Origin of the sequence: Candidatus Thioglobus sp., from assembly GCF_029243085.1 — a bacterium.
GTDB lineage: Bacteria > Pseudomonadota > Gammaproteobacteria > PS1 > Pseudothioglobaceae > Thioglobus_A.
The window spans coordinates 1-16,446 of sequence record NZ_JAQWSS010000018.1; the positions used below are offsets into that span (position 1 = coordinate 1).

Below are 16,446 nucleotides of genomic sequence, written 5' to 3' on the forward strand. Positions count from 1 at the left end.
ATATACGGGGAAAAGTGTAATGTCATCTTTAAATTACAAATAAGAAATGAGAAAAAATTTGATTCATTTGAGCTTCTAAAGCAACAAATAAAGCATGACGTTGAAACTGCTAAAATATTTTTCAATCAACTTTCTGAATAATAAATAACTCTTATGTACGCTAGTCAATTAAAAAATAGCTTGTTAAGACTGCATAATAACAAGATCTTCGAATTTAGTGTTATCGGCGTCATTATTCTGTCGTCTTTATTAATAGGCGTCAAGACCTACGACATCAATCCGAATTATTTATTATTATTGGAAATTTTAGATATTGGAGTAACCATATTCTTTCTAACTGAAATCTGTCTTAGATTTATCACCACAGTCAATAAGAAACGCTTCTTTCATAATGCATGGAATGTTTTCGATACATTTATTGTTATTGTTAGTCTAATTCCAGTTGATCAGAGCGAATACGCGCTACTTGCCCGTTTAATTAGAATTTTTCGGGTTTTACGTTTAATCAGTGCCATTCCAGAATTACGCTTGTTGGTTAATGCTCTTATTAAGGCGCTCCCATCCATGGGCTATGTATTGTTACTTATGTTTATTTTATTTTATATATATGCAGCAATTGGTAGCTTTATTTTTGAATCTATTAATCCTACTTTATGGGGAGATATTGCTATTGCCATGCTAACATTATTTCGTGTGGTCACCTTTGAAGATTGGACTGATGTTATGTATGAAACTATGAAGGTTCACCCATGGTCATGGGCATACTATTTATCATTTATCTTTTTTAATGCTTTTGTATTTCTAAATATGATGATTGGTATTGTTATTGACAAAATGCAACAAGAGCATAATAACGAAGAAGATATCAGTCAAAGATTGAAACGTATTGAAGAAAAACTAGACCAGCTTCCAAGATAATTCTTGACCAGCCATAAATGGAATAATAACCGACCCTGCATATTCATAACTCTCTGGAACCAGCCAACTCTCCTTTGACAAGGTGATTGTATTTGTATTTCTTGGTAGGTTATAAAAATCTGGCCCGAATTTTGAAGAAAACCCTTCTAGCTTGTCGAGCGCGTCACGTGACTCAAAGGCAGTTGCATATAATTCAATCGCACAATGGGCACTTAATATTCCTGCGCAGCCACACGCTGATTCTTTAGCATCTTTTGCATGGGGCGCTGAATCGGTGCCTAAGAAAAATTTAGGATTGCCACTGGTTGCCGCATCTAACAAAGCTAGCTGATGTGGGTTTTCTCGCTTTAAGATAGGTAGGCAAAAATAATGAGGGCGAATTCCACCCACCAGCATATCATTGCGGTTCGCCAATAAGTGATGTGGCGTAATAGTAGCTGCAATATTACTATTACTCTCTATAACAAAATCGACTGCATCTTTAGTAGTAATGTGCTCAAATACAATTTTAAGCTCTGGAAAATCATGAGCAACTTGTGTTAAAACTTGGTCGATAAAAACTGCTTCACGATCAAAAATATCAATATCAGCATGGGTCACTTCGCCATGCACTAGTAGCAACATACCCATTTTGCTCATCATTTCTAAGGCAGGGTATATGTTTTTGATGTCAGTAACACCACTATCAGAATTAGTGGTGGCGCCTGCAGGATAGAGCTTAGCAGCTTTAACAATCCCACTTTTTGCCGCTTTTTCAATGTCGCTAGTGTTTGTGTTATCAGTTAGATAAAGCACCATCAAAGGATCTATCTCGTCACCCTCTGGTAACGCTTGAATTATTTCTTCTCGATAAGCTTGCGCCTGTAATGCGTTAGTAACGGGCGGGTTTAGATTAGGCATAATAATCGCTCGTCCCATTTGTTTGGCACTCATGCCGATAACTGACTTTAATGCTGCACCAGAGCGCACATGTAAATGCCAATCATCTGGCTGTAATATTTTAATTTGCATAAATTGCTCCTAAAATTCTCGATCGTTTGGCATTGGTAACGCTGGTTAGGTTAGATGGCTGCTGAGCAAGTGTTCGTTTAGCAAAATATGCAAATGCTGCAGCCTCTACATAATCAACATGAATGCCTAGCTCATTTGTTGTCATAATATTACTGTCGGCATTTAAACAGGTTAGTCGCTCTATTAAAAATGCATTATGCACACCTCCGCCACATAGATAGACCTTGGTGTTATCTGTAATATGTCTTGATATAGTAATTGCGGTTAATTCAACTAAAGTTCTCTGAACATCTTCTGGCGCCTCATTACCCGTTAAGAAGCGGGATAGCCATTTAAGATTAAAGTATTCTGGGCCGGTACTTTTAGGCGGCAACTGTTGAAAATATCCATCAGCTAGCAGTTTATCTAACAAGGCTTGGTCTATCAGGCCACTTTTAGACCACAAACCATTCTGATCATAATCTAGAGGCTTATGACATTTTATCCAATTATCTAATAAGGTGTTTGCAGGCCCTATATCAAACCCAACAATGGAGCTATCAGTCACTTGAGTAATGTTAGCAATGCCACCCAAATTAATCACCACACCACGCGTATTATTTAATAAAAAGTGGTGATACATTGGGGTTAACGGCGCCCCCTGACCACCTGCAGCGACATCCTGCATGCGAAAATCTGCCACGGTTTTTATGCCAGTCTGTTCAGCGATTAGAGCGCCATGGGCGATTTGCATAGAATAATAACCACCCTGATGATAAATTGTTTGTCCATGCGAGCCGATAGCAACTATCTGATTTGCAGAAATTCCGGATTCAGATAACAATACTAATGCCGCATTAGAAAAAGCATTTGCCACCTGAGTGTCGATATCAGCCAAGCCCGCCAATGAAGTCTCTCCACTTTGAGTTAGTTGGCGTAAATCTTGCTTAATTTGTTCAGAATATGGCTGATAAGTCTGGGCTAAAACCTTCTGACATTGATAATCCACAATCACGCCGTCCACACCATCAAGACTAGTGCCTGACATAAGCCCAATATAATATTGAGCAGGCATCGTGTCAGCCATGACAGTTTTTGTATTTTTTACCTGAACCGCACGGGCACGGATCATTTCGACCTACCTTATCCTCTCCATGCTCGATGGCTTGCTGCTTTTCACTAACAACAGCTTCAGCTTCGTCCGTCTCAATATGTTGTGCCACTACTTCTGCGTTATCTTGTTGTTCGACTTCAGACGCATCTGTATTCTCATTGATAGTAACACTTGATAAAGACTTAACAATCTCTATATCAATCGTCTCCAACAGCTCTGTAAACATTGCAAATGACTCGCGCTTGTACTCTTGGGTCGGATTTTTTTGTGCATAGCCACGCAAATTAACACTTTGACGTAAATAATCCATAGCAGCTAAATGCTCTTTCCAGTAATGGTCAAGCGTTTGCAGCATGACTGCTTTTTCAAACCCACGCATGGACTCTGCGCCAACTATCTCTTCTTTGTAGTCACAAATTGCGCTCAAACCTTCAACAATTCTACTTTCAAGCTCATCAACATCAACACCCTCATCAAGCCATTGTTGCAGAGGAAAGTCGGCCTTATAATCAGATTTCAATGCATTATGCAATCCCTCGACATCCCAATCCTCTTCGGCTTGCTCTGCGCTTATATAGGCTAAGAATAAATCACTAACAACCTGTTTTCTGATAGTAATAAAGCGCTCTTGCACATCGTTTGTACTCATCAGCTCATCACGCAAATTGTAAATAATTTTACGCTGGTCATTTGCCACGTCATCATACTCAAGTAAGTTTTTACGCGCATCATAATTCATGCCTTCAACTTTGCGCTGAGCATTTTCAATGGCACGACTAACCATTTTATGTTCAATAGCCTCACCTTTTTCCATGCCTAATCTTTGCATCATGGCTGCCATTTTTTCACTAGCAAAAATTCGCATCAAGTTGTCTTCTAGTGACAAATAAAAACGTGTTGACCCAACATCGCCCTGACGGCCTGAACGGCCACGTAACTGATTGTCCACGCGTCGAGATTCATTCCGCTCTGTACCCACAATATGTAAACCACCTGCGGCAATGACTTTATCGTGTTCAATTGCCCAATCTTGTTTTTGCTGCTCTGTTACATCATCAGCCAATTTACCGCCAAGCACAATGTCAGTGCCACGTCCAGCCATGTTGGTGGCAATCGTTACCGCGCCTATTGCACCAGCATTGGCAATAATTATCGCTTCTCTTTCATGCTGTTTTGCATTTAACACTTCGTGTTTAATTTTTTTATTACTCAGTAAAGCGGAGATTGCCTCAGAGTTTTCAATACTACTTGTGCCAACCAGAACAGGCTGACCAGTTTTTTGGCAGTTTTCTACATCGCCAGCAATAGCCATCAGCTTTTCATCTAAAGTTAGGTAAATTTGATCAGCCTTGTCGTCACGTTCTGAAATTTTATTTGGCGGAATTACCACAGTTTCCAATCCATAAATATCTTGAAATTCGACTGCCTCAGTATCTGCCGTTCCTGTCATGCCAGAAAGCTTGCTATAGAGTCTAAAATAATTTTGAAAAGTGATAGAAGCCAAAGTTTGGTTTTCTTTTTTAATACTCACCCCTTCTTTAGCCTCAATGGCCTGATGTAAACCTTCACTCCATCTACGGCCAGGCATGGTTCTTCCTGTAAATTCGTCAACGATTACAATCTCATCGCCATCAATAATATAATTATCATCCTTATGAAATAAGACATGTGCCCTAAGTGCCGAATTAATATGTTGCATTAATAAAATATTACTAGCATCATAAAGACTCGCGCCTTCTGGCAAGGCACCTGCATCAATCAGTAGACTCTCTGCTTTGGTATGACCATCATCAGTCAAAAATACTTGTTTATGTTTTTCATCAACAGTGTAATCGCCTGCAGTCTCTACTACAATCTCCTTACCTTCGCCACTTTCGGTTTGCTTGGTAAAGTTAGGAATCATATGGTTAATCGCTTTATACACCTCGGCATAATCTGCTGCCGGACCAGAGATAACTAATGGTGTTCTAGCCTCATCAATTAAGATAGAATCTACTTCATCAATAATGGCAAAGTTGAGCTCTCTCTGAACTTTTTGATCAATAGTAAATGCCATATTGTCACGTAAATAATCAAAGCCCAGCTCATTATTGGTCGCATAAACCACATCACATGCATAAGCCTCTTGCTTGTTCTCAGGCGGCCTGTTTGAAGCTACAATACCAACACTTAGGTTCAAAAATTCGAACACCTTTCCCATCCACTGAGCATCACGTTCAGCTAAATAATCATTAACAGTCACCACATGAACGCCTTTACCACTCAGGGCATTCAAATAGGCTGGCAGGGTAGCAACTAAAGTTTTACCTTCACCTGTTCCCATTTCTGAAATATTGCCTTCATTAAGCACCATGCCGCCAATCATTTGCACGTCATGATGACGCAAGCCTAGCACTCTAACACTGGCTTCACGCATTACTGCAAATGCCTCTACTAACAAAGCTTCAAGGGATTCTTCAGCTTTGTATCGATCTTGGAATTCTTGTGTTTTAGCACGTAACTGCTCATCATTTAACGATTGCATTTCTGCTTCTAGTGCGCCAATATTATCAACCGTTTTCTTAAGTTCTTTAATTAAACGATCATTCCTAGAACCGACAATTTTAGCTATAACTTTATTTATAATACTCATATAGAATATAAAGAATTGTTTTTAATAAAAAAATCTATTTTCTCATAGATAAACCGGCCTTTGCATCAAATGTATGAGCATAAATCAATAACCAACGTTTCAGACTTAACAAATCATAATAGGCTCGGGAAATTATTTGCCCAAGCAAAGATTTATAATCAAATCAATGCACAACTTGCGCAATACCTTCCAAGCACTTTAGAAACCTTAGAGTTATGCTTAATCAAGGATGGGCTTGCTACCTTAATCACCAGTAATTCAGCTGTCGCTTATCGGGCCAAACAACAACTTCCAGAGTTACTCAATATGCTGCATTGCATCCCTTTGGCTGGCCAAATAAATCGCATACACATCAAAGTTAATACTAATAAATAGTGCATCAATAGATAAATTGCTTAGCATACATAGTCAAGCTTGCCGTATAATTATTGGGTTTTTATATATAGATTTAATCTATAAACATTCAAAATAAGGGGTAGTAATCTTATGTCAGAACAAGAAATAGACTTAAAGAAAAGACGCTTTTTGACAGGCGCCACAAGCGTTGTTGGTGCAGTTGGCGTTGGCTTTGTATTGGTTCCATTTCTATCATCTTGGATGCCTTCAGCACGAGCAAAGGCTGCCGGCGCTCCAGTTGATGTAGACATCACAAAATTAGAAGAAGGTCAGCTTGTTCGTGTCCTGTGGCGAAAAAAGCCAATTTGGATATTTAAGCGTGATAAAACTGCTTTAGACAATCTTTTAGTTCAAGATAATAATTTAGTAGATCCTAGCAATTCAGAAAATCAACAACCTGTTTACGCTAAAAATGCTTATCGCTCAATCAACCCTGAAGTTGCAGTAATTATTGGTATTTGTACTCATTTAGGCTGCTCACCAACTTATCGACCTGAAGTAGGAGCAACTGATTTAGGTGGCGATACATGGAAAGGTGGTTTTTATTGTCCATGTCATGGATCTAAGTTTGATTTATCGGGCAGAGTGTTTAAAGGTGCGCCAGCACCTATTAATTTGGCCATTCCGCCATATCATTATGTCAGCGATTCATTAATTAGAATCGGCATTGACCCAAAAGCATCATAGGAGTAGAGGATGGATAATAATAAAAATTGGATCGATCAAAGATTCCCGCTAACCAAAGTTTGGAACGAACATTTAGCAGAGTACTACACACCTAGAAACTTTAACTTTTGGTATTTCTTTGGCTCGTTAGCAATACTAATGCTCGTGATACAAATTCTAACAGGTGTGTTTTTGACTATGCACTACAAACCAGATGCAGCACTGGCCTTTGCATCAGTAGAATACATCATGCGAGATGTTGACTGGGGCTGGCTCATTCGCTATATTCATTCAACTGGTGCCTCGGCGTTTTTTGTAGTTATTTATTTGCATATGTATCGCGGACTACTTTATGGCTCATACAAAGCGCCACGTGAGTTGATTTGGATATTAGGCATGGTGCTTTATATTGCGCTTATGGCTGAAGCGTTCATGGGTTATGTACTTCCATGGGGTCAGATGTCATACTGGGGAGCAAAGGTAATTATCAATCTATTTGGCTCATTCCCAGTTGTGGGTGATATTATTGTTGAATTCATTCTTGGTGACTACGCAGTAGGCGATCCAACGCTAAACCGATTTTTCTCATTACATGTAATTGCTCTACCACTTATTTTGGTTATTTTAGTATTTTTACACATTGTTGCCCTACATACCGTAGGTTCAAACAATCCAGATGGCGTTGAAATTAAGAAAAATAAAGATAAAAACGGCATACCAAAGGATGGAATACCCTTTCATCCATACTACAGTGTAAAAGATATCATGGGTGTTGTCGTCTTCCTAATGATTTTTTCATCAATCGTATTTTTTGCACCGGCATTGAACGGTTACTTTTTGGAGGCTCCAAACTTTGTTGAAGCTAACCCATTGAAAACACCTGATCATATTGCACCACTGTGGTACTTAACACCATTCTACTCAGTGTTAAGAGCTATTCCACCAATGTTTGGATCACAATTGCCAGGGGTTTTAGCAATGTTTGCTGCTCTTTTAATTCTTATAGCATTGCCATGGCTAGATCGCTCTAAGGTTAAGTCAATTAGATATCGCTCATGGCCATACAAAGTAGCATTAACTATTTTTGTGATAACCTTTATTGTCTTAGGGTGGTTAGGTATGCAGGCTGTAACACCACTATACAGCCTAATGGCACAAATCTTTACTGCACTATACTTTGCATTCTTTATTCTAATGCCCTGGTTTACATCAATTGGTAAAACCAAACCAGTGCCTGAAAGAACGACGGAGCATTAATATTAATATGAAAAAATTACTTAACACAACACTGTCTGCAATGACAGCAATGATTATCTCTTTTAATGCAAACGCTGCTGGATCGAATGTTCATCTTGAGAGTGCTAATACAGATATTACTGATGAGGCTTCACTGCAACGTGGCGCAAAGTCATTCATGAACTTTTGTTCTGGATGTCACTCAATCGAGCTAATACGCTACAATCGTATCGCAAAAGACTTAAATATTAGTGAAGCTGATATGGCTAAAAATCTAATGTTTAATGCAGATAAAGTCGGTAGTAAAGTATTTTCTTCAATTCCTGCAGACGATGCGAAACTATGGTTTGGAACCACGCCTCCAGACTTATCGTTAACTGCTAGAGCAAAAGGAACGGACTGGATATACAGCTACTTAAAAGGATTTTATACGGATGAATCTCGCCCCTACGGCGTTAACAATCATGTGTTGAAAAATGCTTCAATGCCAGATGCATTATGGCAATTAAAGCAAGATAAGTCTGAAAAGGAATTTGAGCAAGATGTTAGAGATATTACTAATTTCTTGGATTATGTTTCAGAGCCTGTTAAGCTAATCAGATACGACATTGGTATTAAAGTTATTGGATTTTTATTTATCTTGTTTATTCTTTCTTATTTACTCAAAAAGGAATATTGGAAAGATGTTAAATACGGTAAATGGCGTGCAAAAGACTAGCTAGTCAACCATATCCAACCTCATAACAGCGGCCTTTAAAATAAGGTTGCTGTTTTTTTCATTTTATAAGGGTAGTAATCATGTTAACAAAACCTAATCCATCTTCTACAACACTATACTCATCGGCAAACGAAATAGAGTCTCATGTTGTGCGCTTTATCATGGCAGAGAAAAATATCGAAAAAGATATTTTTAATATCGATATTAATAAAATGCCAGAAGAAATTTTAGAACTAAACCCGTGCCAATCCTTGCCAACACTATTCGACCGAGGTATCGTGTTATACGATCTTTCAGTAATTATGGAGTATCTAGACGAAAGATTCCCATTCCCGCCACTACTGCCTGTAGATCCAATTGAAAAATCTGAAAAGCGACTAATGATTTTTAGATTTACGCGTTCAGCAGGTTGTTGGTTTGAGCTTGCCAATACGATTGAAACAGGCAGTAAAAAAGATGCGGAAGAGGCTCGTAAAATCCTTAAAAGCAACTTAATTGAGTTGGTACCCTTATTTGCATATAAACCTTTCTTTAAAAGTGAGGATATGACAGTTGTAGACGCTTGTCTTGCTGCACTATTATGGCGCTTAAAAAAACTAGGCGTTGAATTGGGAACACCTGGAAAGGCGGTTACTGACTATGCTAAACGAATTTTTTCTAGAGCTTCCTTTAAAGAATCTTTAACAGATTGTGAAAAAGAATACAATTAAATAGTCTGTGACTGAAGTTACACCTTACTTAATCAGAGCCTATCACCAGTGGATGGAAGACTCTGGCTTTACAGCTCACATTCTTGTAGATTGTTCGAATCCGGTTGTTGTTGTGCCTGAACAGTTCATTCAGGACGATAAGATTGTATTAAACATTGCAAGTACAGCAACTCAATCACTGATACTTGACAATGAACATGTTGGTTTTAAAGCTAGGTTTTCCAACCAGTCGATTGACGTCTACATACCCATTGAAGCAATAATGGGTATCTATACAGCTGAAAATGGTGAAGGCATGTTCTTCGAGCGCAAAACAGCCACTGAAACAGAACAGCCAAAACCAGGTCTAACGCTACTCGACTAGCTAGTTAAGATTTAGAATTTGACGCATATTATTTTCAAATGCGGTTAAATTGCACTTACTAAAGATCACCACTTTGCTGTGACAGTAATGTTTAATGGCTGCAGCATTATTGAGTGAATTTTCCTGAATTTGGTTCAGAACAACACAGCTAATATTCAAACGATATTGTTCGGCCACTTTTAAAGCTAATAACGCTTGATTAACGGCACCTAACTCATCCTTAACAACAATCACTAAAGGCAGATCTAACGCGACAATCAAGTCAATATTCAGGGTGTTTTGAGCTATAGGGGATAACAGACCACCTGCACCTTCAATCACGACATACTCTTGACTTTGGCATGCATCTAACAAATGTGTTAGTGTCAAAGTAACATTAGCAGCGGCACTCGCAACCTCTCCACTGCAACACTCTTCGTATTTGTGTGGACAAACAACATCGATACTATCATCAACATTACTCATATGAAGTAACGCAGAAGCATCATTGGTTGTAAGCTTGCCATTAAGAAGTTTGCAATCACTTTCTACTGGCTTTCTAACAGCAACAGGTATTGACTCAGATAATAAACCAACAATCCTTTTTGCAATAAACGTTTTGCCGACGTCTGTACCACTACCACTTATAAACAAGCCTTTCATAATTACTAATTTTAACAGCAAAAATGTATAATACCACCTATGCATAAAAACTTAAAAACTCAGTTCTGTGGTTTACAACTAAACTCGCCAATCATTCTCCTTTCTGGTTGTGTCGGCTTTGGTGAAGAGTACACAAGAATCGAAGGATTTTCTAATACTGATGTTGGCGCTATTTGCCTTAAAGGAACTACGCTTGAACCACGACTAGGAAACATACCTAGTCGCGTCACTGAAACTCCAGAAGGCATGATAAATGCCATTGGATTGCAAAATCCTGGTACTGATGTTGTAATCAACGAAATAATGCCAGAATTGGATAAAAAAGAGACGCGTTTTATTATTAATATTTCAGGGTCTTCAGTAGAAGAGTACGGTGAAATTACCAAGCGTTTTAATGACTCTGATATCGACGCTATAGAAATTAACATTTCTTGTCCCAATGTAAAAGAGGGTGGCGTCGCCTTTGGTAATGATCCAGACATGTCGTACCGAGTAGTAGACATTTGTCGACAAAATACCAGTAAACCCATCATTACTAAACTATCTCCAAATCAAACTGACATTGGTCATAGTGCTCAGCGCTGTATTGACGCAGGTTCTGACGGCTTGGCGGTTATCAATACCTTAATGGGAATGTCAATTAACACAAAAACACGAACCCCTGTGATTGGCAATAATCAAGGGGGATTATCAGGGCCTGCCATTAAACCAGTAGCACTATTAAAAGTTCATCAAGTTTACCAAGTTAGTAAGCACCACAATGTTCCGATTATCGGCCAAGGTGGCATTATGACCGCCAATGATGCGATTGAATTTATTATTGCAGGTGCTGCGACTGTTGGCGTAGGAACGGCGTTATTTTATGACCCTCTTGTATGTCACAAGATTAACGATGGTATTAGTCAATACCTGATTGACAACAATTTAAATAGTATTGACGAACTAGTCGGCACCTTGCAACTTAATTCTGCAATTTCACAGTGTGATATCGGTAGCAAATAAAACCCAATTATGAACTTAGAATATAATGCTCAATCTATTGAGCTTCAAGCCCAACAATTTTGGAAAGAAAACAAATCATTTGAAGTGGTCGAAGACACATCAAAAGAAAAATACTATTGTTTAAGTATGTTTCCTTACCCATCTGGGCGCCTGCACATGGGCCATGTTCGTAATTATTCAATTGGTGATGTTATTTCTCGTTTCCAAAAAATGCAAGGCAAAAATGTCATGCAACCCATTGGTTGGGATGCTTTTGGCTTACCTGCAGAAAATGCAGCACTAAAAAATAAAGTTCCGCCCGCCAAATGGACTTACGAAAATATTAACTACATGCGTGATCAACTCTCTCAGCTTGGCTTTGGCTACGACTGGTCGCGTGAAGTGGCAACCTGTCATCCAAAATATTACAAATGGGAGCAGTGGCTATTTGTTAAGTTATTTGAAAAGGGTTTGGTTTATAAGAAAAATGCTGTTGTTAACTGGGATCCAGTTGATCAAACGGTACTTGCCAACGAACAAGTTATTGATGGGCGTGGTTGGCGCTCTGACGCACTTATTGAGAAAAAAGAAATCTCTCAATGGTTTATGCGCATCACTGATTATGCTGACGAATTATTAGAGTCTCTAGATGAGCTCAAAGGTTGGCCAGATGCAGTTAAAACTATGCAGAAAAATTGGATTGGCAAATCTGTTGGATTGGAGATTAATTTTGATAGGCAGAATGCCGATACCTTAAAAGTCTATACCACAAGACCTGACACATTAATGGGAGTTACTTATCTTGCCATTGCAAGCGAACATCCCTTGGCATTAGAGGCGGGTAAAAACAACCATGAAGTACAGGCATTTATAGACGAATGCAGAACCATGGAAACCTCTGAAGCAGCCATGGAAACAATGGAGAAAAAAGGAATTAATTCAGGGTTAACTTGCATCCATCCAATAACCGGTAAAGAAGTACAAATTTGGATTGCAAATTTTGTATTAATGGGTTACGGTACGGGTGCGGTAATGAGTGTGCCTGCTCATGATCAGCGTGACTTTGAATTTGCAAAAAAATACTCCATACCAATGTTGGCGGTTATTAAGCCTGAAAATGGTGACCATGATATTACTCAAAGTGCTTTTACTGATAAGGGTGTTTTATGCAACTCTGCAGAGTTTGATGGTCTTAACTTTAACCAAGCATTTGAAGCGATTGCTTCAAAACTACAATCTTCAAATCTAGGTGAAAAACAAACCAACTACCGTTTGCGTGACTGGGGGGTATCTCGTCAACGCTACTGGGGTTGTCCCATCCCTATTGTTAACTGTAAAAACTGTGGTTCAGTTGCTGTACCAGAAAAACAGTTGCCAGTTACCCTTCCAGAAGAAGTAGCATTTGATGGTGTCGGCTCTCCTATTAAAAAAATGCCAGAATTTTATGAGACCACCTGTCCATCATGTGGTGGTGAAGCTGAGCGTGAAACGGACACATTCGATACTTTTTTTGAATCATCTTGGTATTTTGCCCGTTACGCTTGTAAAGATAATGATAATTCTATGCTTGATGAGCGTGCCAATTATTGGCTAAAAGGTGGTGTTGATCAATATATTGGTGGCATTGAGCATGCAATTCTTCATCTACTTTATGCAAGATTTTTTAATAAATTACTTCGCGATGAAGGTTTGGTTACAAACAACGAACCCTTTAATAATTTATTAACTCAAGGCATGGTGCTTAAAGATGGTGCCAAAATGAGCAAATCAAAAGGTAATACCGTTGACCCGGCTGAAATGATTGAAAAATATGGTGCTGATACAGTACGCTTGTTTATTCTTTTCGCTGCGCCTCCCACTCAAGATTTAGAATGGAGTGATTCTGGCCTTGAGGGTTCACACCGATTTATTAATAAAGTTTATCGCCTTGTTAACGGTTTTATCGAAGATGGTAAAAATAACACCATTGGCGCATTAGACAATCTAAATAAAGAGCAAAAAGACTTGCGTCATAAAACTCATCAAACACTAAGTAAAATTACTGATGACATGAATCGTAGGCATTTATTTAATACGGTTATTGCAGCATTAATGGAGCTTAGTAATACCTTATCCAAATTTACCAATGTTGATGAAAACTCTATGGCCGTTCGTCAAGAGTCTATCAATATCTTACTTAAAACCCTAAGCCCAATAGCGCCTCACTTGTGTCATTACCTTTGGCAAGAATTAGGCAATACAGAGGCGATAGTCAATGAACCTTGGCCAACTATTGATAAGTCAGCTCTCGTACAAGATGAGGTGCAAATTATTGTTCAGGTAAATGGAAAGCTGCGAGCTAAACTCATGCTTGCTGCAAATACTGACAAGGAAACAGTTGAGGTTCAGGCTTTAGCTGATGAGAATGTTGCAAAATTCACCGTTGATAACACTATTGTTAAGGTGATTGTAATACCAAACAAACTTGTTAATATTGTCGTTAAGTAAGCTGTTTTCCTTAAAATTCTGGATAATCTAATTTGTTATAATGGTAACTATAACAAGCACAATAAATATCAAACATCAATAAGGATAATATATTGGTTAGTGGATTGTTCCATATAAGGATATTGTCATATTTATGTTAGACTTCCCATCTTCTTATTTAGTATGTAATATTCATCACTTTTCTTACAAACAAAAAAAACCTTGGCAAATAATATATCTGCCAAGGTTTTTTTTCAGTAGCGAGTTGTTATTCTACTTATTGGCCATTAAGCCATCAATAATTGGTGTTAACATGTGGTCCATTACATCGACCATGTAATTTCCTTTATATACTAACGTTGTATCATTTTGTAAAAATGCCATAGCATCAGCTGGTAATTTATTAGCAACCGCCTGTAAATCAACACCATCAATACGTACACTAGTTACTACTAACGAATCTTCCGGTGAAGGCACTGCTTGACCACTAAATGGATTTGAAGTATCTATTAGCGGGATGCGGTGAAAATTGATGTGTGTATTATCAAATTGAGGTGTGATAAATTCAACATAATCTGGCATACGGTCCAGAATAATTTCAGCTACTTGCTCTGGCGTGTATGGACGCTCCGAAGTATCTCTATGAATTTTCTGAATCCACTCAATATTTACCGCAGGCACAACACCTACTAATAAATCTACTTGTGAAGCAACATCTGAATTTTGCGTTCTAACACCACCATGCAAACCTTCATAAAACATTAAATCTGAATCAGGTTCTATATCTTCCCAAGGTGTAAATTGACCTGGCTCCAAGTTAGTACCTAAACGTGCATTGTGCTCTACAGCCTCTTCATCAGAGTGAATGTAGTAACGCTTTTGACCTGTGCCATCTTGACCATATTGTTTAAATAAAGTTTCAAGCTTATCAAAATGGTTTGCGTTTTCAGAAAAATGCGTTAACACTTTTCCAGCTTCACGAGATTTTTCAACCTCTACTTTCATATCAGCACGTTCAAATTTATGAAAACTATCACCTTCAACAATACTAACATTTAAATTTTTTGCTTCAAAAATACGCTCAAAAGCTTTTTTTACGAATGTAGTTCCTGCACCTGATGAACCTGTTACAGCGACTACTGGATTTTGTTTAGACATTTTTAACTCCTTGTTTATCTATTATATTTGTTTTTAAAAATCTAAGTTATTAACCGATAATGCATTATCTTCAATAAAGTCTCTACGAGGTTCAACCTCGTCACCCATTAGGGTTGAGAACACTTCATCAGCTACAATTGCATCTTCAATCTTAACTTTGAGTAGGGTTCTTTGCTCTGGATCCATAGTGGTTTCCCAAAGTTGCCCTGGGTTCATTTCTCCCAAGCCTTTATAACGTTGGAAGCTTTGACCTTTTTTAGCATCATCAATTAAAAAATTAACAACCTCACTAAAACTTTCAACTTTAATTTGTTTAGATTTCTTTTCAACATAAGATTGATCATCAATTGCACTTTCAATCTTAATTGAGAAATCTTTCATAGTTTGATAATCTGACGAATCAAAAAATGCTTGATTTAATGTTACTTGATCTGTATCAACGCCATACACACATAAACTGTGTGTAATCTCACTATTCTCATACACCACAGTATGTTGTTGCGCTGGTGTTAGATTCTTATTGAGTTTTTGAACTAGTAACTCACACCATAACTTCATTTCTTTAGCATTTGCTAAATTTTCTACCGGTGCGCTTTTAGCAATTGCTTTTAATAAGTCAGGATGATAGTGCTTGGCAAGTTTAGAGATGATTGTACTAATTTTATAAAAATCTTTAACAGCTGATTCAAGCGCAACACCAGTAATAGGTGGAACGTTTGCAGTAAAGAAAAGATTAGAATCACTAACTGCCTCTTGCAATAAATAATCATTGAGTTCTTGGTCATCTTTCAAATAACGCTCTTGCTTTCCTTTTTTAATTTTATATAAGGGTGGTTGAGCAATATATAAATAGCCATTTTCAACCAATTCAGGAAGATATCTATAAAAGAAAGTTAATAGCAAAGTACGGATGTGTGCGCCATCAACATCAGCATCAGTCATAATGACAATTTTGTGATATCTTAATTTTTTAAGATCATACTCTTCTTTGCCAATTCCACAACCAAGCGCTGTAATAAGAGTTCCAACTTCAGCTGAAGAAAGCATTTTTTCAAATCGAGCTTTTTCAACGTTTAGAATTTTACCTTTAAGTGGTAATATTGCTTGAGTACGGCGATCACGCCCCTGTTTGGCAGAGCCGCCTGCTGAATCACCCTCCACTAAGAAGATTTCACTTTCTGCTGGATCTTTAGTCTGGCAATCGCTTAATTTTCCCGGTAAACCAGCAATATCCAGCACCCCCTTACGTCTAGTCATCTCTCGTGCTTTTCGAGCCGCATTGCGCGCTCTTGATGCATCTAGAATCTTTCCGACAATGATCTTAGCTTCATTTGGGTTTTCTAAGAGATATTCACCTAGTTTTTCATTAAGCGCTGATTCAACGGGCGCTCTAACTTCTGACGATACTAATTTATCCTTAGTTTGAGAAGAGAATTTTGGATCAGGCACTTTAAC

General features: G+C 38.1%; 16 protein-coding genes. 10 read left to right on the forward strand and 6 right to left on the reverse strand.

From position 1 onward, the window contains the following. Both P8M52_RS01140 and P8M52_RS01145 read left to right on the forward strand, forming a co-directional pair. Window positions 1-141 (forward strand): riboflavin kinase (locus tag P8M52_RS01140; RefSeq protein ID WP_363320137.1); only part of this gene is annotated, 141 nt, incomplete at its 5' end. 12 nt (window positions 142-153) lie between these two features. Continuing rightward, window positions 154-918, forward strand: coding sequence for an ion transporter (locus P8M52_RS01145; RefSeq protein WP_300306112.1), 765 nt, complete (start codon window positions 154-156; stop codon window positions 916-918). Here the strand turns inward: P8M52_RS01145 and pyrC are convergent. From pyrC to secA, 3 genes are read right to left on the reverse strand one after another with little or no spacing between them, the layout of a single operon-like run. Then, window positions 898-1,929 (reverse strand): dihydroorotase, encoded by a 1,032-nt coding sequence (gene pyrC, locus P8M52_RS01150; protein ID WP_300306115.1) that lies wholly within the window; start codon window positions 1,927-1,929, stop codon window positions 898-900. The two genes, P8M52_RS01145 and pyrC, sit on opposite strands and share 21 nt — an antisense overlap. Continuing rightward, entirely contained in the window at window positions 1,919-2,995 is a 1,077-nt protein-coding gene (locus P8M52_RS01155; RefSeq protein ID WP_300306118.1) for an anhydro-N-acetylmuramic acid kinase, read from the reverse strand. Before P8M52_RS01155 ends, pyrC begins: the two co-directional genes overlap by 11 nt. Further along, entirely contained in the window at window positions 2,988-5,654 is a 2,667-nt protein-coding gene (secA, locus tag P8M52_RS01160; RefSeq protein WP_300306121.1) for a preprotein translocase subunit SecA, read from the reverse strand. The genes P8M52_RS01155 and secA overlap by 8 nt, the downstream gene beginning before the upstream one ends. A gap of 69 nt (window positions 5,655-5,723) precedes the next feature. Between secA and P8M52_RS01165 the strand changes: the two genes are divergently transcribed. The 6 genes from P8M52_RS01165 (at window position 5,724) to P8M52_RS01190 (ending at window position 9,744) form a co-directional block, all read left to right on the forward strand. Further along, complete coding sequence (locus tag P8M52_RS01165) at window positions 5,724-6,029, forward strand: hypothetical protein (RefSeq protein WP_300306124.1); 306 nt, start codon at window positions 5,724-5,726, stop codon at window positions 6,027-6,029. Window positions 6,030-6,140: 111 nt separating this feature from the next. Continuing rightward, on the forward strand, window positions 6,141-6,737 hold the full coding sequence (gene petA, locus P8M52_RS01170) for a ubiquinol-cytochrome c reductase iron-sulfur subunit (RefSeq protein ID WP_300306127.1): 597 nt from the start codon (window positions 6,141-6,143) through the stop codon (window positions 6,735-6,737). Between the two features lie 9 nt (window positions 6,738-6,746). Beyond that, a complete protein-coding gene (locus P8M52_RS01175) occupies window positions 6,747-7,973 on the forward strand; it encodes a cytochrome b N-terminal domain-containing protein (protein ID WP_300306130.1) in 1,227 nt (408 codons plus the stop codon). Between the two features lie 7 nt (window positions 7,974-7,980). Next, window positions 7,981-8,670 carry a cytochrome c1 gene (locus P8M52_RS01180; protein ID WP_300306133.1) on the forward strand — a complete coding sequence of 230 codons (690 nt, stop codon included), beginning with the start codon at window positions 7,981-7,983 and terminating at the stop codon, window positions 8,668-8,670. An 80-nt stretch (window positions 8,671-8,750) separates the two neighbouring features. Then, entirely contained in the window at window positions 8,751-9,380 is a 630-nt protein-coding gene (locus P8M52_RS01185) for a glutathione S-transferase N-terminal domain-containing protein (protein ID WP_300306136.1), read from the forward strand. A 7-nt stretch (window positions 9,381-9,387) separates the two neighbouring features. Then, entirely contained in the window at window positions 9,388-9,744 is a 357-nt protein-coding gene (locus P8M52_RS01190) for a ClpXP protease specificity-enhancing factor SspB (protein ID WP_300306139.1), read from the forward strand. Here the strand turns inward: P8M52_RS01190 and bioD are convergent, their stop codons facing one another. Continuing rightward, window positions 9,745-10,386: a dethiobiotin synthase gene (bioD, locus tag P8M52_RS01195; RefSeq protein ID WP_300306143.1), complete on the reverse strand. Its 642-nt coding sequence runs from the start codon at window positions 10,384-10,386 to the stop codon at window positions 9,745-9,747. A 39-nt stretch (window positions 10,387-10,425) separates the two neighbouring features. Between bioD and P8M52_RS01200 the strand changes: the two genes are divergently transcribed. Further along, window positions 10,426-11,388, forward strand: coding sequence for a dihydroorotate dehydrogenase (locus P8M52_RS01200; RefSeq protein ID WP_300306147.1), 963 nt, complete (start codon window positions 10,426-10,428; stop codon window positions 11,386-11,388). A 9-nt stretch (window positions 11,389-11,397) separates the two neighbouring features. Beyond that, on the forward strand, window positions 11,398-13,854 hold the full coding sequence (gene leuS, locus P8M52_RS01205) for a leucine--tRNA ligase (RefSeq protein ID WP_300306150.1): 2,457 nt from the start codon (window positions 11,398-11,400) through the stop codon (window positions 13,852-13,854). 252 nt (window positions 13,855-14,106) lie between these two features. Here the strand turns inward: leuS and P8M52_RS01210 are convergent, their stop codons facing one another. Continuing rightward, a complete protein-coding gene (locus P8M52_RS01210; RefSeq protein ID WP_300306153.1) occupies window positions 14,107-14,991 on the reverse strand; it encodes a phosphoribulokinase in 885 nt (294 codons plus the stop codon). Between the two features lie 33 nt (window positions 14,992-15,024). Beyond that, window positions 15,025-16,446: toprim domain-containing protein (locus P8M52_RS01215; protein WP_300306156.1), on the reverse strand; the 1,422-nt coding region annotated here is incomplete at its 5' end.